The following is a 22,851-nucleotide window of genomic DNA, read 5'->3' on the forward strand; positions in this document are numbered from 1 at the left end:
CTTGTCACCTTATGGTCAGGTATGCACTATAGCTAGCACAGCTCTCTAACATCATACCACCGCGGTGCTAACAAGCAGCGGGATGACGGTTGTCGGTAAGCCTAAGTTACCCCTAACTATATTTGCTATCATAGGGCTTATAGCAGGTATTTTATTGAATTATTAATAATTTGTGATATAATTAATTATGATGTTAATAGGTCTATGATAGAAATGAATAGTACCAATCCAGTAGTTACATTAAGGGCTCAAGCAGAAGAGTTTGATTTTGGCAAATTAAGAGCTGGTTAAAGATAATGCTGAAGCAAACTCTGGTGAACAGATGTATAAAGACATCAATAGAATGGATTTTGTTATTAATAAAAAAGATATAGACCAAAACTTTATTAATCAATTATATGCAAAACACGCTAGCTTGATTGAAAACAACAAAAATGGAGAAAAGAATTATCGCCCATTTGCAAAAGAAGTTTTTAAGGAAATGTTCAAATATGCTGAAGCAAAAGTTCCAAGTGATTCTATCCTAGAAGAACTAGTTACCAATTGTAATCAGGCAGGGCATGAAGCTGGTGTATTGATAGAATCTCAACTTGCACTTGGCCAACATTCATTTCTAGTATTCTCCCCTAAAAGAGTAATGAATATTGATTATATTGACCAAAATAATGTAAGTATTAGATCGGATATGAAATTACCGATATTTTTCCAAAGGAGCGATGGTAAAGCCGGTGACAAGGTGTGTGATCTATCCAGTTCAATTGAATTCACAATTGAATCTCAAAATGATAAAGATGATGTAACATATAAAGATGGTAAATTGTCACTTACTGCTCCTCGAGAACTGAAAAATTACAAAATTGATGGCAAAAATTTATTTGATATTATTAAAGAGTATTTCCAGAAATTTTGCGAGAAGTTAGGATTTAAGTTTGAAGCAGAGATAGAACATAGTTTAGGTAATCCACTAGAAGTAAACAGCCATCTGGAAAATATGGAACCGCCCATTCATAGCAATGAGCATGGAAATACACCTGGAAACTAACAATTAAAATATTTCAAGCGCTGTTAGCTCACTTGCACAATCAATTACTTCAGAACTTGGGAACTGGTTTTTAAACCAAGTGTACTGGCGTTTTGCGTAGTGTCTTGTGTTTGTTTGAGCAATCTGTATCGCTTCGTCTAAAGTAATCTCACCTTTCAAATACTTTACAATTTCTGGCACTCCATGTGCTTTCATAGCTGGCAAATGTGGAGCTAAGTTCATACTAAGTAGCTTTTTTACTTCATCAATTGCTCCATTTTCGATCATTTTGATAAAACGAGAATTTATTTTTTGGTATACATCCTCACGTTTAGGCAAAATTGTATATATCTTAAAATTATCGAATAAAGGAGGCTGTCTATTTTCTTGCCATACAAAGATTGTCTTACCAGTTTCAGTGATAACTTCAAGTGCCCTTGAAAGGCGGTGCGAGTCATTCATGAATACTTTACCTTGAATCCTTGGATCTTTGCTTAGCATTAATTTGTAAAACTCCTCTTTACTTAAATTTTTCCTTAATTCGCTTACATTTTTCCTTACTTTCTGACTTATTTGTGGCATTGATGATAAGCCTTTGATTAAACTGCTGATGTAAAGCCCGCTTCCTCCAGTGATGATAGGTATTTGAGCATTTTCTAGTGCGTGATTAACTTCTTTTTCTAAATCCTCTAACCATAGACCCACGGAATAATTTTCTTTTGCTGAAACATAACCATATAATTTATAAAATTCTTCTTGCTTTAGTGGTTGAGCAGTAATTATGGGAATTTCTTCATATACCTGCTTTGAATCACAATTTATTATGCTGATATTATTATATTTTTTTATCAGGTTATCACACAATTCTGATTTACCTGAAGCTGTAATTCCTGTAATAATTACTATATTATTTTTCATTTATATTAATTTAATTAACATATGATAGAGTGTAGTAAAAATTTGGGTCCTACAATCTAAAGTTTGGAGATTTTTATGGCAGAAAACAACGACAATAATTCATTTATTAAGCGTTTCACAAACAGGACTCCTGGCGGTACAGGGGAAGGTTTTTCCAGTAAGTATTCGTCTCAAAACACCAAAGAACGGGCATTAGGGGAAAAAGGGAAAATTTCTGAATTAGCAAACAAAAAAACCGAATCCAAGGAAGCTTTTTCTGAAAGTGGCGGCATAAAAAGTAAAAGCAGAACTGTCAATGAAAGATCTTTTGCTGATGCAACAAAAAGAAGTAGGTCAGATCTTATATATTTAGTCCGTGGTAAAGATCGTGGAAAATCAGCGTGGCATTATGTATTAGTTGATAAAGAGAAAAGAGAAATGTTTCTAGCAAAAAGCAGAACTGGCTCTATAGATGTTGCAGACTATGGAGAGATTTTGTATTCAGGATGGGGAGAGGATCCACCACAGGCAATAGTTGATAAAGTCAATGAAGAGTTTGGGTTGTAGCAAGTCTGCATAACAAATGGTAAGCTGCGTTGCATTGCGTTCACAAAAACTAGCAGTTACTATATAAGATACAATGCAACAAAACTGATCTAGTTGTTATGAATAAGTTTTTAGCTATATGGTATCTAAAATAATAAATGCAATACAGAACAACTTGTTAGTGTGTTTTCCAACAGAAACAGTGTATGCTCTTGCTTGTAATGCATTAAATAATGAATCTATAGGAAAAATATATCAGATAAAGAAACGCTCTCAAAATAAACCACTGTCTATATTTGTTAGTGATATTTGCAGCTTGATGAGAATAGCAAAGCTAGAGAAAAAGTATATTGGTTTAGTAAATCACTTTTCTCCTGGACCGATTACCTATATTTTACCACTTAAAAACAATAATATATTGCCAAACGAATTCTTTAAAGATAGTATAGGCATCAGAATCCCTGAGCATCCTATTGCAATTTCAATACTAAACAAACTGAAAGTTCCAATAGTTGCAACTAGTATAAATATTTCAGGAGAAAAAAGTGTATGTAAGGCAGACGATATACCACAATCCATTAAGCAACATTTATCTGCAGTGATTGAAGATGATGAATTAGTTTCTGGTATAGAATCTACTATTATTGACTTAACCGAAGATAAGATTAAGGTTTTAAGGGAAGGTGCAATTTTATTACAAACAGTAACCAATGCATTTTCAAACTAAGATCTATAGGAGAAAGAATGAAAAAAGTAATAGGTCACAACCAGGCCAAAAAAAAATTAATGAACAACTTATCTGTTCAGTCTTGGCTGATCTGTGGTAAAAAAGGTATAGGAAAAGCAACACTTGCAAAATCCTTCTCCAATTGGTTACTCATAAAAAGCTATAATGAAGTAGCATTGGACTTACACATTGTTGAAGGTGATACTATCGGAATAGAAAAAGTCAGAGAAATGAAAAACTTTCTACACTTAAGTCCCATTCAATCAGAACACAAAATATCTATAATAGATAGCTTAGAGGCAATGACTAATAACGCTAAAAACGCAATATTGAAAATATTAGAAGAGCCGCCAAAAAATTCTAAGATATTTATAATTAGCCATAAGCCATATGATATACAAACTACTATCCAGTGTAGGTGCTTTCAGCTAAATTTAATTCCATTAACTTATGACGAAACAAAGCAAGTTGCTTCATCTCAATGTAAATTTGATGATCAAACGTTTGACGAAATGATTACTTTATTTCCTGGAATGCCAGGAATGATAATAAATGCAATAAGTAGTGATGCTTATGAAGCATACAAATGCTTTTATAAATTTCTTCATGATTTAAAGAATCCCAATATGATTAATAAAGTAATTAATAGCGAAATCGAACTAGAACTAGCATCATATATAATTCAGGCCTTCATTTTAGAAAGCATAAAGAGAGAGGTAAATGGTGTTGAAATTTTACTAGGTCAGTGGAAAAAAATAGATGAACTTTTCGTTGTTGCTAAGCAACTTCACTTAGATAAAAAGCATGTTTTAGCTAATGTAGTTAATATCATGACATAAGTTTACAAAGTATAATACTTTTAACATAAATTCATGATAAAATTCTGTTAATTTAATACTCGAAGTATATAATTTGACTGATAATAAATTAACTGTATGGCAATCAATAGAAGTTTTGACGAAAGCCATACTAAACATGCAGAAAGAATTAAGTTCAATCAAGAATATAGCTTTAGACCAGGACGTCACCTTAGAAAAAGGAAAGGAGTTGTTAAGCGGCATTTATGAAGCAAATTTTAAGCTAAACAAGGCAATCAATATAGCTACTTTGCCAAAAATTGGCTATCATATGCTAAATGGTGAGCTTGTTGTACGTAATCATATCACGGAAGAGGAAGTAAAGATTCCTAGAGATTTTCATTACCTTAAAGTCGTTAAATCCGATCATGATGATTATAAATTAACGTTTTGTAATTTTTTAGGTAATGACTTCTTTGAATATAAAAAGTATGATCCACAATATTCTGGCGTTTCAGATGAATATAAGTTTGTGGATTTTGGTAGTGTAAAAAAGACTCATAATCTAAAATTTAAGGAATACGTTGGTCATGCACCTAAGTTTTTTGCTGCAGAAGGGCCTATTGAGCCTGGATCTCAAAACCATGCAATTGATCTATTTGAGCTAGTCAAAAGTGGTAAAGGTAGCAAAGTGGGAACCCTCGCTGATGAATTTGGTTATTTTGATGATCAAAATAAATTACATTATTATAATTATCACAAAAGTGCTGAAAGTAATATTTACAATCCTGAAAATTTCAGTGTAAAAATGATCAATGTAGATGTGAGCAAAATCGATAAATTCTACCTTATTGCGGAACAAGGTGATATAATCATTCATCCTATTTTGGAAAATTTAGACATATTTTAAAGTTTTTTAGAGTATCTAATCTTATTGTTATTATAATTGGGTTTGGTAGCATTGTGTTATGGAAGATAAATTGCTTGAATCAGTAAAAAACAAAAGTTATTTCAGTAAAGCAGTCGAATGGTACTGCCATAGGTATCTGTTTTGTGTAGCAGAAAGATCTTGGATGGCATTAATAGTATCGCTTCTCCTAGTATGCTTATGTTTATTAATATTAAACATATACCTGTTATTTCCTGTTAAAAAAGATTTAAATTTTGTGAAGTACATGAACCACACAGAAGATGAGTTCTCTGCAATGCATAAGCTTAGTTTCAGTAAAAAGGAAGATGAATACACTTCCACAGCGAGGTACTTAATAAGTAAATACATTGAAATATACGAGTCCATTAAGATCGTTGAACCGAAGTACCAAGAAAATTTTATAAGAAACAATTCTATACATAAAATCTATCAAGGCTTTCAGGAAAAAACGAACAATGAAGCTGTTAGTTCACCTTCATCCAAAAGAAAAACTGCCAACATAAATGTAATAACATTATCTATTGATCGATCGACCAAGGACTTAGTTACATTTGCTGGAAATGCTACTGTAGTTTTTACAACCGAGCAAAATAAGGAGGTAAAAGATCATACTGTGGAGATTAGCTTCACTTTGTCGAGTATAAAAGCAACTCTGGCTGGTATAATACCATTTAAATTTATTATTAATGGTTATAAATACAGATTTTAAAATATTACTTGGTAGCTAAAAAAAATAACTAAAGTGCATGTAGCAGTAATAACTGGAGGTAAAACTAGAAGAATTGGCGTTTTTTTAATAAAGTAATTCTGAGAAGGTTTTAAGAAAAAGGCATTGTAAATTATCGGTAAAAAGTACAGAGCGTTAAGTATAGTACTAACAATTAACACTAGAGTTACAAACACAGAAAGTATTACATTGCCAGAGTTGAAAACAGCTTGAAAAATGAGAAATTTACCCCAAAAAGTCGGAGCAGGCGGCACCCCTATCATAGACAATGCACCTATAGCAAATGCTGTCATGTTAATTGGCATACTGCGTCCTATACCGTGAATCTTATCTATATGTTTCTCACCTGTTTTCGTTATTATTGCTCCGGCAATGAAAAACAAAGTGATTTTTGCAAATGCGTGGCAAACTAATTGAAAAATTGCAACCCTCATGCTGAGCTCACTAAAAATTGAAGCAAATAATATAATATACGACAATTGAGAGATGGTAGAGTAAGCAAGCAATTTCTTTAATTCTTTTTGCTTTAATGCAATCAATGATGCAGTAATAATAGTAAATCCAGCAGCGTACGGAAGCCACCCTCCAGCAAACCAATTTTGCTGCACAAAACGTTGTATGTTATCGACGCCGAAAGTGTATAATATAACTTTTATGATGATGAAAACTCCGGATTTCACAACAGCAACAGCATGTAATAGTGCACTCACAGGAGTTGGTGCAACCATTGCTTTTGGTAACCAAAAATGCATTGGCATTAATGCAGCTTTTCCTATTCCATAAATCAGCATAGCAAAACACACTGCAATGAAAGTGATGAGTGAAGTATCAAATTTGAATATTCCACCACTTACAAAGTCTAAAGTATGAAATTCATTATATAAAAGGCCTATTGCAGGAAAAAATAATACTAAAGAAGAGAAAAATAGCACGCCAAAGTAATAGCGCCCTGCAATCATTGATTCATTTGTTGAGTTGTAAGTAACCAGAGGGTATGTACTAATAGTTAGAAGCTCATAAAAAACAAATGTAGTGAGCAAATCTCCAGAAAAAGCAATAAACATTGCACAGCTAATCGATATTGAAAAAAAGCATAGAAAACTTGAGTGATTGCTATCAGCATAGTTATTCTGCATATAACATATTGCATATATACTGGTTAGTATCCATAAAAACGATATTAATAAACTGAATATTACTCCGGTAGACTCTAGCTTTAAACTAATGTGCAAATTATTACCAAAATCCATGAGAATAAATTGAGAATGATCACCATATACCCAATATAAAGTGCACAGACACGTATACGTAAACAGAAGTACAGAAGAAATAACAGTAATACTATTGTTCACTCCGGGCCATTTACCAGTAAAAAAGATAACAAAAGCACTTAAAAGCGGAATCAATGCAGTAATTAATAAGTAATTCTCAGTAATTAAAAATGGTAAGGAAAGATACATTAAGATATAGTCCATTAAATTTTCTGTTTAGGTAAAGCTAGAATTATACTCAAATCATAGAAAAACCGCCATGTTTTTTTGGCAAACTAGTTGTTTGTGTATGCTATAGCTAACACGTCTTAGCTATATAGATAGCATAAAGTCAACTGCATAAATTGAAACAATATCTGCTAGACGCAAATTATAACAAATGCAGTAGCGTAATCTCCATCGTCACTCAGAGAAAGATGAATCTTGTAGTCCTTTGAGATGAAATCCTTTCTGACAGCAATATATGGTTTTCCTCTTACATCGCTATATATTTCTATATCTTTCATTATAATGCCCTGGCTAAATCCAGTACCTCGTGCTTTAACAAAAGCTTCTTTTGCTGCAAAGCGTTTGGCAAAATGCCTTGCTCGCATTTCTTGACTATTATACTTTCTACTTAGCTCTATTTCTTTTTCAGTGTAGATTCTATTGAGAAATTTTTCCCCGTATTTTTGTAATATTCTCAATACTCTTGGTATATATACTATGTCAGTGCCGATACCGCGTATCATTTTGTGCTAAAGCGATTTATTGCTTCCTCAATCTGCATTTCTTTTACCTCTCCAGTTGCTCTATTTTTTACTTCAACTATATTTTCATCTATTGCCTTTTTTCCAACAATTATTTGCCACGGCAAGCCTATCAGATCCATTCTAGAAAATTTTACTCCTATACTTCTTTCCGTATCATCGTAAAGCACTTCATCACTTTTCAAAGCTTTGTATATTTTATCTGCAGCCTCCGTTACTTTCGTTTGTAAGTTGATTAAACCAATTCTGAAAGGAGCTACCGCTTCTGGCCAGATAATTCCCTTATCATCATGAAAAGCTTCTATTATTGCACCGACAAGCCTTGAAACCCCAATGCCATACGAACCCATATGCATGTTGACATTTTTTCCATCTTGAGAAGTAACACTTGCCTTCATAGGCTTTGAGTATTTGTCGCCAAAATAAAAAATATGCCCTATTTCAATACCTTTACTAACATTTAACTGCTCTTGCGGCACAAGGCAAGTTTTAGGGTCGTGCATATCATCTGCAACTGCATATATATTCTTCAAACTTTCAACATCTTCACTTTCCAGTAGTTCAGAAAATTTATTGTCATAATATAAAGTGCTCTCACCAGTGTTTGCCAATATATGAAACTCGTGGCTCAAATTTCCTCCAATTGGCCCAGTGTCCGCTCTCACTCCAATTGGAGTAAGTCCCATGCGTTTGAAGATTTTTATGTAAGTTTTGTACATCAAATTATATGAATTCAGTGCACCTTCGTAATCTACATCAAAACTGTATGCATCCTTCATCAGAAATTCCCTACCCCTCATAACACCATAACGTGGTCTTACCTCATCACGGAATTTCCACTGGATATGATACAAACAAAGTGGCAAATCTTTGTAACTTTTTACCACATCTCTAATTAGATCAGTTGCTACCTCCTCATGCGTTGGACCGAAAAGCATATCTTCCTCATGCCTATCCCTTATACGTAGCATTTCCTTACCGTAATCATCGTAACGTCCCGATTCTCGCCAAAGATTTGCTGGTTGCACACAAGGCATTAATGCTTCAATTGCACCAGATTTATCCATTTCATCTCTGATAATATCTTCAATATTCTTAAGCACGCGCAGACCAAGCGGCAACCACGTATAGATGCCAGATGCTATCTGCTTTATTAAACCTGCACGTAAAGAATATTGATGGGAGATAATTTTAGCATGGGTAGGCTTTTCCTTTAGAGTTGGTAGGTAATATTTGGATAAACGCATATAATAGACCTGATTGTATTAAGTAATCTTAATACAATCAGACCTGTAGGTAAACTTATTTTGAAAAAGAAGGGAAGTGTGTGGTACTTCCCTTGATAATTTTATAGCTACCGTGGTCTTGGTACAACATTTTCATCCCGCTAACACGTAGCGGGATGACAGCAGTCCTACGTCATGCCGCCGCGGTATCTCTAGATCCCGCTAACAAGCAGCGGGATGACGAGTTACTTAACCGTCATACCACCGCGGTATCTCCTTAGCATAGATCCCGCTAACAAGTAGCGGGATGACGATTGTCAGGGTGTCATCCCAGCGCCCCTATGATGTCATCCCAGTGCCCAGACACTGGGATGGCTTTGTTGCATCGCTCAAGTGAAAAGAACTGGCAGTTACTGACAAAATTCATTATAAATAGCCATTTAACTGTTGAAGAAAAAATATGCCACAAAAAATGAGAGTCAGTAACTGCCATGAATATAACAAATTTCTCCAAGAAAGAGGAAGCATTTTTTGTTATATCAATGACGCCATAGAAAATTGGTACGAGAATTGTCCAAAAATGCAGGGCGGCAACTATATTTATAGTGATAAAGTTGTGATTTTAGTGCATATAATCGTCAGTTTCTTTAGAATTGGTTTAAGACAAACAGTCGGGTTTATAAAAGGGTATTTGCAACAAATAGGAAGAGATTTGGCAGTTATCAGCTATTCACAAGCATCAAAAGAAACTTAATATTAAGATAAATGATTGCAGAATTGATAAAAATAATATGGAAGATATCGAAATTGCTATAGACAGTACAGGAATTAGTATATACAACAACACACAGCAAGGAAAATAGCACTGACAGAAAATATCGTGGCTATGAGCAAACGAGAAAATTGCACGTAATGTTGAATATAAACAACAAAAAAGCCATAGCTGTAAAATACAGTAACGGTGTCTACTCTGATCACTATGGAGCTTGTGATTTGCTAAAAGAAGTTGATTTTCAGCATGCCATAAAAGCACTATATGCAGATAGAGCATGTGATAGGCACAAGTTTTATAAGTTGTGTAACGAATATGATATAAAGACAAAAATTCCACCAATAAACAATGCGGCAGAACATTCAGAAATAGATTATATGTCTGACAGGAATGCTGCTATTAGGTTAATAAAACTATACGGTGAAGATGGCATGAAAGAATGGAAAAAAGAAGTAAATTATGGGAAAAGATCTTATATTGAAGGGTTTTTCTCAAGATTAAAGCAAATATTCGGATTTAGTTTTAGGAATAAATCTGAGATAAATCGAGAAAAAGAACTGCTAATCAAATGCTATTTGCTTAATAAATTCACTGATATTGGTATGGCTAAATTTGAGATAGTTACATGAATTTACCATAAATCACCATCTCATAAAGTGTGATGCAACAAAGCCATCCCAGTGTCTGGGCACTGGGATGACACCGTCATAAAGGAACCAGTGTCAGCTACTTGGATGACAGGAGAATGACACCCTCCTGGTAGGCCCAAATTGCAATGTTCGTACAGTTGTGGACGTCGAGCCTATCCTAGTGTTGCATATCAAGCTCATACTCAGTATGTAAATCTTTGACCAAAGCTACAACGTATTCTTTTTGAACAATTATACTGATTTTGATTTCGGATGTTGTGATAGCAAGTATTTCTATCTTTTTTTCGCTTAAAACCTTGAGTGTGCGGTGCATCACTTCAGTGTTAGAAATAACACCAATACCAATTATTGAAATTTTAGCTACATTATCGTTTATAGCATAATTTTCATTCTTATTCAGTAACTTTTCCATTAAATCAATATCAAATTTGGAGATAACAAAACTTGACCCATGTATCATATCAATTTTAACATTTGCCCCTACTATATCTCTTAAAGTACGCAAGTTATTTGCAAGGTTAGTGAAAGTTACAAGAGCTTCATTAGTGCTATAAGCTATTCCAGTAATTAAGTATCTCTCTAGTACATCCCTTTTGTGTAGTACTGTGGTGCCTTCTACTTCTTTAAAAGTGGATAGCACTTGCACTTTAATGTTATGCTTCATTGCAAGTTGTACTGAACGATTATGCAGTATTTTAGCACCAGATGACGACATTTCCAACATTTCATCGTAAGAGATAAATTTGAGCTTGCGTGCCTTTGGAACAATTCTCGGGTCTGCTGTATATATTCCATCAATATCAGTAAAAATTTCGCAAGTTCTAACACCAAAGGCTACCGTGAAGGCAACTGCTGATATATCAGAGCCTCCTCTTCCAAAAGTAGTGATTCTATCATCATTTATACCCTGAAAACCAGCGATGATCGCAGCAGTATAACCCTCAGCAAAAGATCTTTTCACACGGTCAATCTTTATTGTTTTTATTTTAGACTCAGAATAAAAATCATCAGTTACAATTGGTAACTGCCAGGCAAGCCAGGATTTAGCATTAACTCCGATCGATTGGAGAGTGATAGCTAATAGACCGCAAGAAATTTGTTCTCCTGCTGAAAGCATAACGTCATACTCTGATAACTCTTGTCTGCAACTTAAATTTGAGATTTGCCTAGCCTGAAAAGCCATTTGGTCAGTAAATCCTGCAACAGCAGATACAACAACGATTACATTACAACCTTTCTCAATATCGTTTTTTATCAAATTTGCAACTCGGTTTAAATCAGTTAGCGAAGTCCCACCAAATTTTTTTATGATTATTTTGTCCATAGTTACAATATAACTCTCTTCTGAAGAAAAATATAGTTTTTGTAGAGATAGAGGTTGTCCGGAAACTAGAATTAAGGTAGAGTATAAGATGTATGGTTCCAGAGTGTGATGGTGTGGATCTATTATAAATAATTCAGGAGACTTTGTCAACTGAGAACATATAAATTCAAAAGGCGTAAGACCCCTAAGAGCTTTGAGTCTCTTTGCATAATTGTAGGCCATAACAAAGTCATAAAGATGCTCCTTAAGTTGCTGATGCGAACGATAGTAATATTTCTTAACTGTAGCATTCTTTAAAGTTTTATTCATACGTTCAACTTGTCCATTTGTCCAAGAATGGCTAACTTTTGTCAGACGATGTTCAATGTTATTTTCTTCACAAACTCTATCAAATATGTGTTGGAAGGCGTATTTATGGCGCTTCTGATTTGTAAATTGTATGCCATTATCTGTCAAAATAGTGTGGATTTTATACGGTAAAATTCTAATCAGATTACCTAAAAACTCAGCAGCTATGGGTTTTGTAGCACTTTTGTGCAACTCAACGTAGGTGAATTTGATCTATTGCAACAAACAAATACAGCTTTCCTTCTTCTGTTCTAACTTCCGCGATATCAATATGGAAATAGCCTATAGGATATTGTTTGAATTTCTTTCTTGATTTAACTTCACCATCGACATCTGGTAGTCTGCTAATGTTGTGCCTTTGTAAACAACGATGTAAGCTGGAGCGACTCAAATGTGGGATTGAGGTTTGCAAAGCGTAGAGACAGTCATCTAATGGCAATAGAGTATGCTTACGAAATGCAACAATTATAGCCTCCTCTTCTAAAGTTAAAACAGTTGATCTTGGATGCTTTGGACCCATACCAGCATCTTTGGTAAATGAGCGTTTTCTCCACTTAATAATAGTTTTTGGTTTAAGGTTATAACACTTGGAGAGTTTTGCTATGCTCTCTTTACTATTTTGTATTGCTCTACGAATTGTCTCTGTTGTTCTGGCGCACCCATGTAATACTTGTCCCATAATTCCTCCCTTGATGGTATTTTTTTCTCACATTTTATCATACCATCACACTCTGGAACTGTGCATCTAATACAATTATAGAACAAGTTTAAAAGTTCTGGTAAAGTAGTTTTATTTACAAAGAATATGCTACTTGAAATTGAAAAGCGCAGCATAACAAATGCATTGTGGAAGTTGCAAGAAGCAGATCAAAGGGAAATCTTAACTCTTATACAGAGATTTGAGTTGCCAGAAGTACTAGCAAGAATATTGGTTACTCGTGGTGTTAACATAGAAAATGCGAGCGACTTCTTATATCCACTAATCAGATCGCTATTACCAGATCCCTTTCACCTTCTTGATATGGATAAAGCTGTTTCTCGTATAATACGGGCAATAAAAAATAATGAAAACATTGCAATATTTGGTGACTATGATGTTGATGGTGCAACGTCGTCAGCATTGATTAACAGGTGCCTGAGAGCAATCGATATACACTCTATAATCTACATTCCAGATCGTGTTGATGAGGGCTATGGATTAAACACAGATGCTTTATTACAACTTAAAAAAAACGGGGTCGATTTATGTATTTCCGTTGATTGCGGTACGCTTGCATATCAACCAATAGAAGATGCAAAGGTCTTTGGTCTTGATATTATAGTTGTCGATCATCATCTTGGTACGGAAAAGTTACCAAGCGCCGTAGCAGTTGTTAACCCAAACCGCCTTGATGAAAGCTCTCCTTATACTAACCTTGCAGCAGTTGGAGTGTCATTTCTGCTGATTATTGCTCTTAATAAAAGCCTACGTGAGCAAGGATTTTTTACCAACAAAAAAGAACCAGATTTATTTGATCTGCTGGATTTAGTTGCCCTTGGAACTGTTTGCGATGTTATGCAGATTACAGGCCTCAATAGAGCATTTGTCTCACAAGGATTAAAAGTTATGTCAGCAAGAAAAAACGTTGGCTTGCGTGTTTTATTTGATGCTTTGGGGATCCTTGAAAAACCAAGTGTTTCACGATTAGGGTTTAGTATTGGGCCATGCATAAATGCTGGAGGAAGAATTGGAGAAGCATCGCTCGGTGCAAGGTTGCTTTCCACCGATGATGATGAAGAGGCACATTCAATCGCGCTAAAATTAATAGATTTGAATAATGCAAGGAAAGTGTTAGAAAATGAGGCTCTCTTGGAAGCTACAGCACAAGCGGAAAAATTTGCCCAATTAGGTGTAAATTTTATAATGGTAAGCGGCAACTGGCACCAGGGAATAATCGGTATAATTGCATCGAGGCTAAAGGAGCAGTTTCACTTACCAACAATAGTGATGTCTTTAAACAATGGAATAAGAAAAGCAAGCTGTAGATCAATTTTGGGAGTTGATATCGGTGCTGCAGTCCTTTCCGCAAAGTTTACAAATTTAATTATTGAAGGTGGTGGCCATAGTATGGCGGCAGGATTTTCAATTAAAGAAGACAAAATAAATGATTTGCATGATTTTTTTACTGAAAGATTTTCAAACTCTATAAATGAGAAAACTTTAAAAGCTGATAGTATAGTAACTGCTAAAGCAATAAACTTATCTCTGTGGAACCAACTGCAACGCTTGGGACCATTTGGAGTTGGGAATCCTGAACCAAGGTTTATCATTCAGGGAGCAAAGATAAGAAAGCCTGAAGTTATAGGAGTTGACCATATAAAATGTTTTATTGCTGATGATAATGTTATGGTAAGAGCTATTGCATTTCGCTCTGCAAATACTCACCTTGGCTCTGCTATCATGCAGGGTAATGTTAAAGCCATTTTGGGTAAAATCTCTATGAATTACTGGAATGGCAGTGAATTTGTACAATTTTTAATAGAAGATGTATTGACCATTAGTTGAGTTACTATTTTACAATAATTACCTATCAATCTCACCAAAAACTATATCGAGTGAGCCAATAATTGCTGCAACGTCGGCAAGCATGTGTCCTTTTGCCATAAAATCCAAAGCTTGTAAATGTGCAAAGCCAGGTGCTCTTATTCGGCATCTATAAGGTCTATTGGTACCATCTGAAACTATATACACTCCAAACTCACCTTTTGGTGCCTCAACAGCTGTGTAAGCTTCACCTTTTGGTACGTGATATCCTTCTGAGTAAAGTTTAAAATGGTGAATAAGAGCTTCCATAGATTTTTTCATCTCTGCTCTTGGCGGTGGAGAAATTTTTCTATCTTCAGTTTTTATTGGGCCTCCAGGCATTTTCTCTATACACTGCTTCACCAAGCTAACAGACTGCCTAATCTCTGCCATTCTAACTAGATAACGGTCATAACAATCGCCATTTTGGCCAATAGGTATATCAAAATCTAGCTGATCATATATTTCATATGGCTGGCTTTTTCGCAAATCCCAAGCAAGCCCAGCAGCACGCAGCATTGGTCCACTAAAGCCCCAGTCAAGTGCCTGTTTAATTGATATTTCACTGATTCCTACAGTGCGTTGCTTCCATATCCTATTTTCTGTTAAAAGTTCATCAACATCGTCTATATACTTTGGAAATTGCTCTATAAACTTTGCAATATCCTCAATCAAGCCTTCTGGAACATCTGCTGCAACTCCACCTGGTCTGATGTAAGCTGCGTGAAACCTTGCGCCTGAAGCTCTTTCGTAAAATTCCAGTATTTTTTCTCTTTCTTCAAAGAGCCATAAAAGAGGGGTCATTGCTCCAACATCAAGCGCTTGAGAAGAAACGTTCAGTAAATGATTTAGTATTCTCGTCAGTTCACAAAACAAGACACGTAAATACTTTGCCCTAATTGGAATTTCGCATTGCAACAATTCCTCTACACATAGTGAATACGCATGCTCTTGTGACATTGGTGACACATAGTCAAGGCGATCAAAATAAGGCAAAGCTTGAAGATACGTTTTATGTTCTATTAATTTTTCAGTACCACGATGCAAAAGCCCAATATGAGGATCAGCTCTCTCAACCACTTCGCCGTCCATCTCTAAAACAAGGCGCAACACTCCATGTGCAGCTGGGTGCTGAGGGCCAAAATTTAACATCATTGTCTTTAGATCGGGCATGTCCAGTAGTTTAAGATATTAAAATTGTATAGGCTAAAGTGCGCTCAAAGTCAATAGACTTCTTGCATAGGCTACAACTGTCATTCAATAGAAACAAAAACTTTTACAATGCTAATAAGTGTTGGTAAAACTAAGTCACTTTAGCTATAGAATGACAAAAAAGGTTTGCATTAGCCAAATTTTTAGTTGAGGTAGCATAAGAGGTTAAAGGAAAAGCTTTGTGTTAATGGATTCATTTCAGGTATAATACAGATAATACCACAATACTTATAAAATGGATCATGTTGTTAATGCGTACAATAGACTTGACACTCCTATAGTTAGGGGAGAAGGGGCATATCTTTTTGACAAAGATGGTAAAAAGTATTTAGATTTTGCTGCAGGTATTTCTACAACTTCTTTAGGGCATTGTCATCCATACATTACAGACAAACTGAAAGAGCAATTGAGCTCACTATGGCACTGCTCTAACATTTTCACTATTCCCGAGCAAGAAAGGCTTGCTGACCGTTTAACAACCCTTACTTTTGCAGATAAAGTTTTTTTCTGCTCAAGTGGGCTTGAAGCAACAGAAGCTGCAATTAAGTTTATTCGTCGTTACTTTTATTCAAAAAGGCAAGCAAAACGTAATCGTATTGTTACAATTGAAGGAGGGTTTCATGGCCGCAGTATTGCTGCAATTTCTGCTGGAAACAGTGAAAAATCACGCGAAGGTTTTGCTCCGCTTCTTTCTGGTTTTGATAAAGTGCCAAGAAATGACATTAAAGCTTTGGAGAAAAAAATCAGCAATGAAACAGCTGCTGTGTTTTTAGAGCCCATACAAAGCGAAGGCGGAGTATATCCACTAGACGTAGAATATCTTCAAAAAGTAAGGAAAATAACAAAAGCTCAAGGGATAATTTTGTGCTTTGATGAAGTGCAATGCGGATATGGACGCATCGGTTCTTTATTTTATTATCAAAATGTCGGCATTGAACCTGATATGCTAACCTGTGCAAAAGCTATGGGTAACGGTTTTCCTCTAGCTGCATGTTTAGTAAAAGATTACATAGCAGAAGCAATCACTCCAGGAACTCATGGATCAACCTATGGTGGCAATCCACTTGCCATGACTGTTGGTAATGCAGTGCTCGATATAATGCTAAAAGAAGGCTTTTTTGATCATGTTAAGAGAATTAGTAAATATTTAAAAGAAAAGCTGTTGCCTTTAGCTAAAGAATTTCCTGAGATGATTTCAGAAGTTCGTGGAGAAGGGTTACTAATGGGAATAGAACTAGCAACTCCTGTAGCTGATAAAGTTATTAGTCGATCTCTTGATAAAGGTTTAATAATAACTAGGGTTTCAAACAACAAAGTAGTAAGGATAACCCCACCACTTATCATTGAGGATGAGCATGTGAATGCGGCGTGTAATATGCTTTATGATTTATTTTTTAAGATTAAAGATATATAAAATTCGGCAATATAAATTCAGGCTTGCAAATACCTCTCATAACATGTAAAATTAATTTTATTTTTTATCACAATAACATCGTACTTTAATGGATTGGTTATTGGTCTTAGTATCATCAGCAATTTTTATTTTGTTAATTTTATCGTTTTTGTTCTCAGGAGCAGAAATAGGCTTAACCTCAATTAGCCGTTCTCGAGTTAATAAGCTAAAGCTAGACGGTAACAAAAGAGCCAGGATAATAGACCGCTTATTAAATAAGAAAGAATTGACAATAGGAACGGTATTGCTCGGCAATACAATTATTAATATTACTTGCTCTGCTTTATTTACAGCAATATTTATCAATCTTTTTGGAAATGAGGGCATTCTCCTATCAACAATTATAATGACATTTTGTATTTTATTATTCTGCGAAGTTCTACCAAAAACTTATGCTATTCAAAATCCTGAAAAATTTGCATCATTTTCTGCTTATTTTGTATTGTTTTTTGTAAAGATTTTTTCTCCATTGACGCTAGGTATTCAATTTATTGTTAACCTCATCCTGAAATTATGTGGGCTGCATAAAGATAAGGAAGTAATATCTGCAGCGGATGCAATGCGTAATATGATTACTCTTCACCGCAGTGAAGGAACTATGTTACAACAGGATTTAGATATGCTAAGCAGCATACTTGATTTGGCTGAGACAGAAATATCACAAATTATGACCCATAGAAGAAATTTATTTTCTCTTGATATAAATCGAAGTAAAGAAGAGTTAATAAGGGAAATTTTAACTAGCAGTCATAGTAGGATACCTTTATGGCAAAAAGAACCAGATGATATTATCGGTGTAATTCACGTGAAGGGTCTAATAAATGCCTTGCGTGAAAAGAATAATAAAGCGGAAGAAGTTGACATTACCCAAGTTATGTCAAAGCCTTGGTTTATACCAGAAAGTACACCGCTCAGCGTGCAACTTCATAACTTCCGTAAGAACAGGAAACACCTTGCATTTGTTATTGATGAGTATGGAGCACTGCAGGGAATTGTAACTCTTGAGGACATACTGGAAGAAATAGTTGGAGAAATTTCGGATGAACATGATTTGATCACGGAGAATTTCATAAAGAAAATATCTGACAACATGTATCACATAGAAGGAAAATCTACTATTAGGGACATTAACAGGCAGTTACACTGGAATCTCCCTGATGAAGAAGCTACAACTCTAGCAGGTATGATTGTGAATGAAATAGAGCGCATTCCTGACAAAGGCGAGGAGTTTTCCATGTATGGTTTTCGCTTTAAGATTTTAAAAAAAGATAAAAATATTATTACTGTTGTTGAAGTGCAAGTAAAAACTGGTAATACTAGTAGCAGCAATTAATTAGTGGAGTTTCATGGAAGATACAGTAAAAATAACGGCTGAAGAGTTGAAGGGTTACATAGAGAGAATCGAAAAACTTGAACAAGAAAAGAGGGATGTGCAAGATCACATTCGTGATGTATATGTAAAAGCCGCAGATGAAGGTTGGGATATAAAAGTGATGAAACAAATTATTAGGCTGAGGAAGATGGATGATGATGACAGAGAGGAACAGGAAATATTGCTTGATACCTATAAACGTGCATTGGGAATGAGCTACGAAGAAGAGTTAAGTGAATAGCAGAATTGTAATTGGAATAAGTGGAGCATCTGGTTCTATTTACGGTGTACGTATTTTAGAGGCGTTAAGAAATATTAATAGATCTCTTATCCCTGTCATCCGAGTAGCTGACACTGGGATCCAGGGAAAAAGAAATATAGATTCCAGCGTCACGCGCTGCAAATTTGGTTATGAAACTCATTTAGTGATAAGTCGTGCTGGAAAAATAACTCTAGCTCATGAGATTAAAGAAAAACTTGAAGATATTACATCACTTGCAGATTTTTACTATTCTGAAGAAAAAATAGGAGAAAAAATAGCAAGTGGCTCATTTAAAACCTCAGGAATGATTGTAGCACCATGCTCTATGAAGACAATGTCTGAAATTGCATCAGGTGTTACTTCCAATCTATTGACAAGGGCTGCAGATGTAACGCTAAAAGAAAGAAGAAAATTAATTCTTATGGTGCGAGAGTCACCACTACATCTTGGGCATTTACAAAATATGTTAAAATTAACGGAGATGGGAGCAATAATTGCTCCACCAGTGCCTGCTTTCTATATTAAACCAAAATCGTTGGGTGATATTATTAATCATTCTGTTGGCAAAGTATTGGATTTATTTGATATCAAATTACCTGACTTTAAGGAGTGGCAAGGAAGTGACAATTATTATTGATGGTAAAAAAATAGCAAACGACCTATGTGAGAGGCTATCACAAAAAATTGATATTTTAAAGAGAGAGTATAACATTTTTCCTTGCCTGAAAGTAATTCTCGTGGGCAGCAATCCAGCAAGTCAGGTTTATGTTCGCAACAAACAGAAAAAAGCAGAATCAATAGGCATAAGTTCTGAGACCATTGTTTTGCCTAATAATATTTCAGAAGATGAATTGATTGAAAAAATCAATGAGTTAAATGAAGATCGATCTGTGCATGGCATTTTAGTACAGTTGCCTTTACCAAATCATATTAGTGCAAGCAGAGTAATTAACGCAGTAAGTATTGAAAAAGATGTAGATGGCTTCCACGATGAAAACGTTGGTAGATTAGTTAAAGGTGAAAAAAACTGCCTTATACCTTGCACTCCTAAAGGTTCTTTGCATTTAATTAAATCAATTGAAGAGAACCTTTCCGGTAAAAACGCAGTGGTGATTGGTAGGTCAAATATCGTGGGCAAGCCAATGTTTCACCTATTGCTGCAGGAAAATTGCACTTCTACCATCTTGCACTCACAGAGTAAAGATTTAGCTGAATATTGCTCTAAAGCGGATATAGTAGTTGCAGCAGTCGGAAAGCCAAATTTTGTTCAAGCAGACTGGATAAAGAAAGGTGCAATAGTGATCGATGTTGGCATAAATAGTGTTAATGTAGGAGAGCTTGTAGGTGATGTTGACTTTGAGGGAATAAAAGGGAAAGCCAAAGCTATTACCCCAGTACCCGGAGGCGTTGGCCCAATGACAATTGCATTTCTAATGATGAACACTGTTATTGCTGCTTGCTTGCAGAAGGGAGTTGATGCTTCTAATTTCATTAGTTGAGGTATGAAGAGGAAAGCTATATGAAGATAGAATGTACCACATCTCACAATTAATAAAAAATTGAGATTTTTGAAATTCCTCAGTAGTCAAATTTATTAAATATTTAGGATCATCATCTATTCTTTTTTCTCTACAAGTATAGTATTTTCAAAAGCGAATGATAAACGTCTAAAATGGTATTACCAACTAAAAGGTGTAAGTCTGTACATTGATGCATTAGAGGTCTGAGGCGACTTTTGATGGTGTGCCAACAATGCTCTATCGGATTTAGATCAGGTGAATATGTTGGAAGATAAAGCAAATGACAGCCAAAAGACTCTATTAATGACTTTGTTTTGGGAGTTTTATGGAATGTAGCATTATCCATAACTATGGTTGTATTACGCTGCAATTGTGGTTCGCTCTAACCATACATTAAATACATCTTTATTACACCCTCCTGTGAAGGTCATTGATGCAATAAACTTCTTTTTAATCCATCCACCTATTATACTCACTCTTTCCCACTTTTTTCCTGGAACATCAGCATATATTTTTTCTCCTCTTGGAGCTCATGCATATTCTCGGTATAGTCTATTATCAACTCCTGCTTCATCTATATATAAAATGCTACAGTGGTCTATTTTTGAGACTTTATCGATAAATTGCTGCCTATCTTCTTGATTGCGCTCTTGATAGAATGTGACTTTTTTTAAGGTTATTTTTAGCTGTTTTAACCTATACCAAATTGCACTTATTCCAAAGCCATTTTATACCTTTTTATCCCTTCTGAGGTAACCTTTTTTCAGTTAGCTATAGGTATAAAATAATGGAGTATGTCTCTCCATCATTCAACAGCAATCACAGTATGTTTTTACAAATTTGAAAATTAGTGTTAAATAAAAATATAAATGCAAAAAGAAAAGAAATGATTGAACTTAAAGGCCAAGAAATTTGTGCAGGCGGAAATAAGAAAAATTTGATTATTTTTTTACATGGTTGGGGCTCAAGTGGCGATAATTTCATTCACCTTGCTAAAGTTATGAGCAAGTTTTTACCCGAGTCATATTTTGTAGCACCCAATGCTCCGTTTGAAAGAGAAATAGGTGATGGTTATCAGTGGTTCAGCTTGGAAGATCGTAGTGAGGAAGCGCTATATAATGGAGTAAAAAATGCTACATCAATTGTAAATCATTTCATTGATACAAAATTAAAGGAGCTTAATTTAAAAGATACGCAACTTTCTTTGGTTGGATTTTCTCAAGGAGCAATGCTTGCAATACATACAGCTCTCACCCGCTCTCAATCCTGTGCATCAGTTGTTGCATACTCTGGTAGGTTTCTTTCACCTTCAAAAACTGCACCAGAGATCAAGTCAAAACCTAACATATGTGTTATCCATGGTGATGCTGACGACGTGGTACCTTTTTCGTCCCTCGACTTGGCGGTTAAAGCTTTGAAAGAAAATGGAATAAATGTTGAAGGGCACCCAATTCATGCATTAGGGCATATTATTAATGAAGAGGGGATAAAATTAGGAGTAGAATTTATCAAGAAGAATTTTAAAAATTAATTTTCATGCACTTGTTTTGCTTTGGTTATGGATATGTGGCTAAATTTTTATCGAAAAAACTGCTGAACTTAGGTTGGAAAGTCAGTGGCACATCAAGAAGTAAAAATATACAAAATGTAATCCTCTTTAATTATGAGAAAGTTAGTCAAGATCTGCTTAAAAGCGCAACGCACGTTTTAATTTCTATTCCTCCAGATGGTGATGATGTTATGGAGAGATATGGTGATTGCCTGCAAAATGTTAAATGGTTTGGTTATTTGTCTGCAACTAGCGTTTATGGTGATTACTCTGGTAATTGGGTGAATGAGGAATCTGAAACAAAACCTATAGAAATCAGAGGAGAAAAGCGCCTTAGATCTGAAAAGAAGTGGCTGAATAGCAAACTGCCTGTACATATTTTTCGTTTAGCTGGAATATACGGTCCTGGTAGGAACGTGTTAATTGACTTGCAGCTTGGCAAAGCAAAAAATGTGAAAAAGGAAGGGCATTTTTTTTCTCGTATTCACGTTGAAGATATATCAAACATTCTATTTTCTTCCATGCGAAACATAAAACCTGGTGAAGTGTACAATTGTGCAGATGATTTACCCACTACACAATCTGAAGTGATAATGTATGCAGCCAAACTTCTCAATGTTAGTCCTCCAGAGCCAATTGAGGTTTCTTCCTTACCAGATTATGCACAGAGTTTTTATTTAGGGTCAAAAAAAGTAAGTAATGTTAAAATTAAAAAAGATCTTAATGTCTCTCTAATTTATCCTAACTATAAGGTGGGATTAGAGAGTTTGCACGTAAAAAAACTGAAATCACATTAGAATGAAGTAGATAGACCTATTGTTTAGTTGTATCCGTTCAGCAAAGTGGCAAAATAGGTAGGCGAGATAAACCAAAAAATCAAGAAAAAAGTAAGTTTACAACAAATGGTGTCATTCCAGTGCTTGACACTGGAATC

22 protein-coding genes and 2 pseudogenes are annotated in these 22,851 nt (G+C 35.0%); 16 read left to right on the top strand and 8 right to left on the bottom strand.

The window, feature by feature from the left end:
• Positions 1 to 204: 204 nt before the first annotated feature.
• Positions 205 to 1,042 (top strand): annotated as a pseudogene (locus ABWU50_RS00070) (hypothetical protein).
• 3 nt (positions 1,043 to 1,045) lie between these two features.
• On the opposite strand, the gene miaA reads toward ABWU50_RS00070, so the two are convergent.
• On the bottom strand, positions 1,046 to 1,939 hold the full coding sequence (gene miaA / locus ABWU50_RS00075; protein WP_353275880.1) for a tRNA (adenosine(37)-N6)-dimethylallyltransferase MiaA: 894 nt from the start codon (positions 1,937 to 1,939) through the stop codon (positions 1,046 to 1,048).
• Positions 1,940 to 2,014: 75 nt separating this feature from the next.
• Here miaA and ABWU50_RS00080 point away from each other — a divergent pair, with 75 nt between their 5' ends.
• The 5 genes from ABWU50_RS00080 (at position 2,015) to ABWU50_RS00100 (ending at position 5,628) form a co-directional block, all read left to right on the top strand.
• The gene (locus ABWU50_RS00080; protein ID WP_264735637.1) at positions 2,015 to 2,485 is read left to right on the top strand and encodes a hypothetical protein; all 471 of its coding nucleotides are present in this window, start codon (positions 2,015 to 2,017) and stop codon (positions 2,483 to 2,485) included.
• Between the two features lie 118 nt (positions 2,486 to 2,603).
• Positions 2,604 to 3,191: an L-threonylcarbamoyladenylate synthase gene (locus tag ABWU50_RS00085; protein ID WP_253309491.1), complete on the top strand. Its 588-nt coding sequence runs from the start codon at positions 2,604 to 2,606 to the stop codon at positions 3,189 to 3,191.
• A gap of 17 nt (positions 3,192 to 3,208) precedes the next feature.
• The gene (locus tag ABWU50_RS00090) at positions 3,209 to 4,030 is read left to right on the top strand and encodes a DNA polymerase III subunit delta' (RefSeq protein WP_353275881.1); all 822 of its coding nucleotides are present in this window, start codon (positions 3,209 to 3,211) and stop codon (positions 4,028 to 4,030) included.
• A gap of 73 nt (positions 4,031 to 4,103) precedes the next feature.
• Positions 4,104 to 4,898 (top strand): hypothetical protein, encoded by a 795-nt coding sequence (locus tag ABWU50_RS00095; RefSeq protein WP_353275882.1) that lies wholly within the window; start codon positions 4,104 to 4,106, stop codon positions 4,896 to 4,898.
• Between the two features lie 58 nt (positions 4,899 to 4,956).
• Positions 4,957 to 5,628 carry a VirB8/TrbF family protein gene (locus ABWU50_RS00100; RefSeq protein WP_353275883.1) on the top strand — a complete coding sequence of 224 codons (672 nt, stop codon included), beginning with the start codon at positions 4,957 to 4,959 and terminating at the stop codon, positions 5,626 to 5,628.
• Here the strand turns inward: ABWU50_RS00100 and ABWU50_RS00105 are convergent.
• From ABWU50_RS00105 to proS, 3 genes are all read right to left on the bottom strand, one after another.
• Positions 5,625 to 7,121, bottom strand: a complete 1,497-nt coding sequence (locus ABWU50_RS00105; RefSeq protein ID WP_353275884.1) for a proton-conducting transporter membrane subunit — start codon at positions 7,119 to 7,121, stop codon at positions 5,625 to 5,627. The two genes, ABWU50_RS00100 and ABWU50_RS00105, sit on opposite strands and share 4 nt — an antisense overlap.
• 155 nt (positions 7,122 to 7,276) lie before the next feature.
• Positions 7,277 to 7,648, bottom strand: coding sequence for a holo-[acyl-carrier-protein] synthase (locus ABWU50_RS00110; RefSeq protein ID WP_353275885.1), 372 nt, complete (start codon positions 7,646 to 7,648; stop codon positions 7,277 to 7,279).
• Positions 7,645 to 8,913 carry a proline--tRNA ligase gene (gene proS, locus ABWU50_RS00115; protein WP_264688213.1) on the bottom strand — a complete coding sequence of 423 codons (1,269 nt, stop codon included), beginning with the start codon at positions 8,911 to 8,913 and terminating at the stop codon, positions 7,645 to 7,647. Before proS ends, ABWU50_RS00110 begins: the two co-directional genes overlap by 4 nt.
• Positions 8,914 to 9,352: 439 nt before the next feature.
• On the opposite strand from proS, the gene ABWU50_RS00120 reads away from it, so the two are divergent.
• Both ABWU50_RS00120 and ABWU50_RS00125 read left to right on the top strand, forming a co-directional pair.
• A complete protein-coding gene (locus ABWU50_RS00120) occupies positions 9,353 to 9,646 on the top strand; it encodes a transposase (RefSeq protein ID WP_253309376.1) in 294 nt (97 codons plus the stop codon).
• 158 nt (positions 9,647 to 9,804) lie between these two features.
• Complete coding sequence (locus ABWU50_RS00125) at positions 9,805 to 10,293, top strand: transposase (RefSeq protein WP_353275886.1); 489 nt, start codon at positions 9,805 to 9,807, stop codon at positions 10,291 to 10,293.
• A gap of 178 nt (positions 10,294 to 10,471) precedes the next feature.
• Here ABWU50_RS00125 and ABWU50_RS00130 read toward each other — a convergent pair whose 3' ends face one another.
• Positions 10,472 to 11,638, bottom strand: a complete 1,167-nt coding sequence (locus ABWU50_RS00130; RefSeq protein ID WP_353276405.1) for an aspartate kinase — start codon at positions 11,636 to 11,638, stop codon at positions 10,472 to 10,474.
• 90 nt (positions 11,639 to 11,728) lie between these two features.
• Positions 11,729 to 12,665: pseudogene (locus tag ABWU50_RS00135) on the bottom strand (IS481 family transposase); the annotation flags it as partial.
• A gap of 126 nt (positions 12,666 to 12,791) precedes the next feature.
• Here ABWU50_RS00135 and recJ point away from each other — a divergent pair.
• The gene (recJ, locus tag ABWU50_RS00140) at positions 12,792 to 14,531 is read left to right on the top strand and encodes a single-stranded-DNA-specific exonuclease RecJ (RefSeq protein WP_353275887.1); all 1,740 of its coding nucleotides are present in this window, start codon (positions 12,792 to 12,794) and stop codon (positions 14,529 to 14,531) included.
• An 18-nt stretch (positions 14,532 to 14,549) separates the two neighbouring features.
• On the opposite strand, the gene ABWU50_RS00145 is transcribed toward recJ, so the two are convergent.
• Positions 14,550 to 15,722, bottom strand: a complete 1,173-nt coding sequence (locus ABWU50_RS00145; protein WP_264731771.1) for an NADH-quinone oxidoreductase subunit D — start codon at positions 15,720 to 15,722, stop codon at positions 14,550 to 14,552.
• A gap of 274 nt (positions 15,723 to 15,996) precedes the next feature.
• Between ABWU50_RS00145 and ABWU50_RS00150 the strand changes: the two genes are divergently transcribed.
• From ABWU50_RS00150 to folD, 5 genes are all read left to right on the top strand, one after another.
• Positions 15,997 to 17,175, top strand: coding sequence for an aspartate aminotransferase family protein (locus ABWU50_RS00150; protein ID WP_253309373.1), 1,179 nt, complete (start codon positions 15,997 to 15,999; stop codon positions 17,173 to 17,175).
• Positions 17,176 to 17,263: 88 nt separating this feature from the next.
• Positions 17,264 to 18,547, top strand: a complete 1,284-nt coding sequence (locus ABWU50_RS00155; protein ID WP_353275889.1) for an HlyC/CorC family transporter — start codon at positions 17,264 to 17,266, stop codon at positions 18,545 to 18,547.
• Positions 18,548 to 18,560: 13 nt separating this feature from the next.
• Positions 18,561 to 18,827, top strand: coding sequence for a DUF2312 domain-containing protein (locus tag ABWU50_RS00160; protein ID WP_064125346.1), 267 nt, complete (start codon positions 18,561 to 18,563; stop codon positions 18,825 to 18,827).
• Positions 18,820 to 19,485: a UbiX family flavin prenyltransferase gene (locus ABWU50_RS00165; protein ID WP_353275890.1), complete on the top strand. Its 666-nt coding sequence runs from the start codon at positions 18,820 to 18,822 to the stop codon at positions 19,483 to 19,485. The genes ABWU50_RS00160 and ABWU50_RS00165 overlap by 8 nt, the downstream gene beginning before the upstream one ends.
• A complete protein-coding gene (gene folD, locus ABWU50_RS00170; RefSeq protein WP_353275891.1) occupies positions 19,469 to 20,347 on the top strand; it encodes a bifunctional methylenetetrahydrofolate dehydrogenase/methenyltetrahydrofolate cyclohydrolase FolD in 879 nt (292 codons plus the stop codon). Before ABWU50_RS00165 ends, folD begins: the two co-directional genes overlap by 17 nt.
• Positions 20,348 to 20,477: 130 nt before the next feature.
• Here folD and ABWU50_RS00175 read toward each other — a convergent pair whose 3' ends face one another.
• Positions 20,478 to 20,714, bottom strand: coding sequence for a transposase (locus tag ABWU50_RS00175; RefSeq protein ID WP_353275893.1), 237 nt, complete (start codon positions 20,712 to 20,714; stop codon positions 20,478 to 20,480).
• Between the two features lie 540 nt (positions 20,715 to 21,254).
• Between ABWU50_RS00175 and ABWU50_RS00180 the strand changes: the two genes are divergently transcribed.
• Both ABWU50_RS00180 and ABWU50_RS00185 read left to right on the top strand, forming a co-directional pair.
• On the top strand, positions 21,255 to 21,899 hold the full coding sequence (locus ABWU50_RS00180) for an alpha/beta hydrolase (protein WP_309166945.1): 645 nt from the start codon (positions 21,255 to 21,257) through the stop codon (positions 21,897 to 21,899).
• A 5-nt stretch (positions 21,900 to 21,904) separates the two neighbouring features.
• Entirely contained in the window at positions 21,905 to 22,714 is an 810-nt protein-coding gene (locus ABWU50_RS00185) for an SDR family oxidoreductase (RefSeq protein WP_353275895.1), read from the top strand.
• Positions 22,715 to 22,851: the final 137 nt, after the last annotated feature.

The organism is Wolbachia endosymbiont (group A) of Pipizella viduata (assembly GCF_964028555.1).
Classification (GTDB): domain Bacteria; phylum Pseudomonadota; class Alphaproteobacteria; order Rickettsiales; family Anaplasmataceae; genus Wolbachia.

What these genes read in the sequence shown, in the direction of transcription:
- ABWU50_RS00145 (WP_264731771.1), bottom strand. Translation starts at nt 15,722, where the DNA reads ATGCCCGATCTAAAGACAATGATGTTAAATTTTGGCCCTCAGCACCCA.
- proS (WP_264688213.1), bottom strand. Translation starts at nt 8,913, where the DNA reads ATGCGTTTATCCAAATATTACCTACCAACTCTAAAGGAAAAGCCTACC.
- ABWU50_RS00180 (WP_309166945.1), top strand. Translation starts at nt 21,255, where the DNA reads ATGATTGAACTTAAAGGCCAAGAAATTTGTGCAGGCGGAAATAAGAAA.
- ABWU50_RS00110 (WP_353275885.1), bottom strand. Translation starts at nt 7,648, where the DNA reads ATGATACGCGGTATCGGCACTGACATAGTATATATACCAAGAGTATTG.
- ABWU50_RS00185 (WP_353275895.1), top strand. Translation starts at nt 21,905, where the DNA reads ATGCACTTGTTTTGCTTTGGTTATGGATATGTGGCTAAATTTTTATCG.
- ABWU50_RS00130 (WP_353276405.1), bottom strand. Translation starts at nt 11,638, where the DNA reads ATGGACAAAATAATCATAAAAAAATTTGGTGGGACTTCGCTAACTGAT.
- ABWU50_RS00100 (WP_353275883.1), top strand. Translation starts at nt 4,957, where the DNA reads ATGGAAGATAAATTGCTTGAATCAGTAAAAAACAAAAGTTATTTCAGT.
- recJ (WP_353275887.1), top strand. Translation starts at nt 12,792, where the DNA reads ATGCTACTTGAAATTGAAAAGCGCAGCATAACAAATGCATTGTGGAAG.
- ABWU50_RS00105 (WP_353275884.1), bottom strand. Translation starts at nt 7,121, where the DNA reads ATGGACTATATCTTAATGTATCTTTCCTTACCATTTTTAATTACTGAG.
- ABWU50_RS00175 (WP_353275893.1), bottom strand. Translation starts at nt 20,714, where the DNA reads ATGGATAATGCTACATTCCATAAAACTCCCAAAACAAAGTCATTAATA.
- ABWU50_RS00085 (WP_253309491.1), top strand. Translation starts at nt 2,604, where the DNA reads ATGGTATCTAAAATAATAAATGCAATACAGAACAACTTGTTAGTGTGT.
- miaA (WP_353275880.1), bottom strand. Translation starts at nt 1,939, where the DNA reads ATGAAAAATAATATAGTAATTATTACAGGAATTACAGCTTCAGGTAAA.
- ABWU50_RS00150 (WP_253309373.1), top strand. Translation starts at nt 15,997, where the DNA reads ATGGATCATGTTGTTAATGCGTACAATAGACTTGACACTCCTATAGTT.
- ABWU50_RS00090 (WP_353275881.1), top strand. Translation starts at nt 3,209, where the DNA reads ATGAAAAAAGTAATAGGTCACAACCAGGCCAAAAAAAAATTAATGAAC.
- ABWU50_RS00125 (WP_353275886.1), top strand. Translation starts at nt 9,805, where the DNA reads ATGTTGAATATAAACAACAAAAAAGCCATAGCTGTAAAATACAGTAAC.
- ABWU50_RS00160 (WP_064125346.1), top strand. Translation starts at nt 18,561, where the DNA reads ATGGAAGATACAGTAAAAATAACGGCTGAAGAGTTGAAGGGTTACATA.
- ABWU50_RS00155 (WP_353275889.1), top strand. Translation starts at nt 17,264, where the DNA reads ATGGATTGGTTATTGGTCTTAGTATCATCAGCAATTTTTATTTTGTTA.
- ABWU50_RS00080 (WP_264735637.1), top strand. Translation starts at nt 2,015, where the DNA reads ATGGCAGAAAACAACGACAATAATTCATTTATTAAGCGTTTCACAAAC.
- ABWU50_RS00120 (WP_253309376.1), top strand. Translation starts at nt 9,353, where the DNA reads ATGCCACAAAAAATGAGAGTCAGTAACTGCCATGAATATAACAAATTT.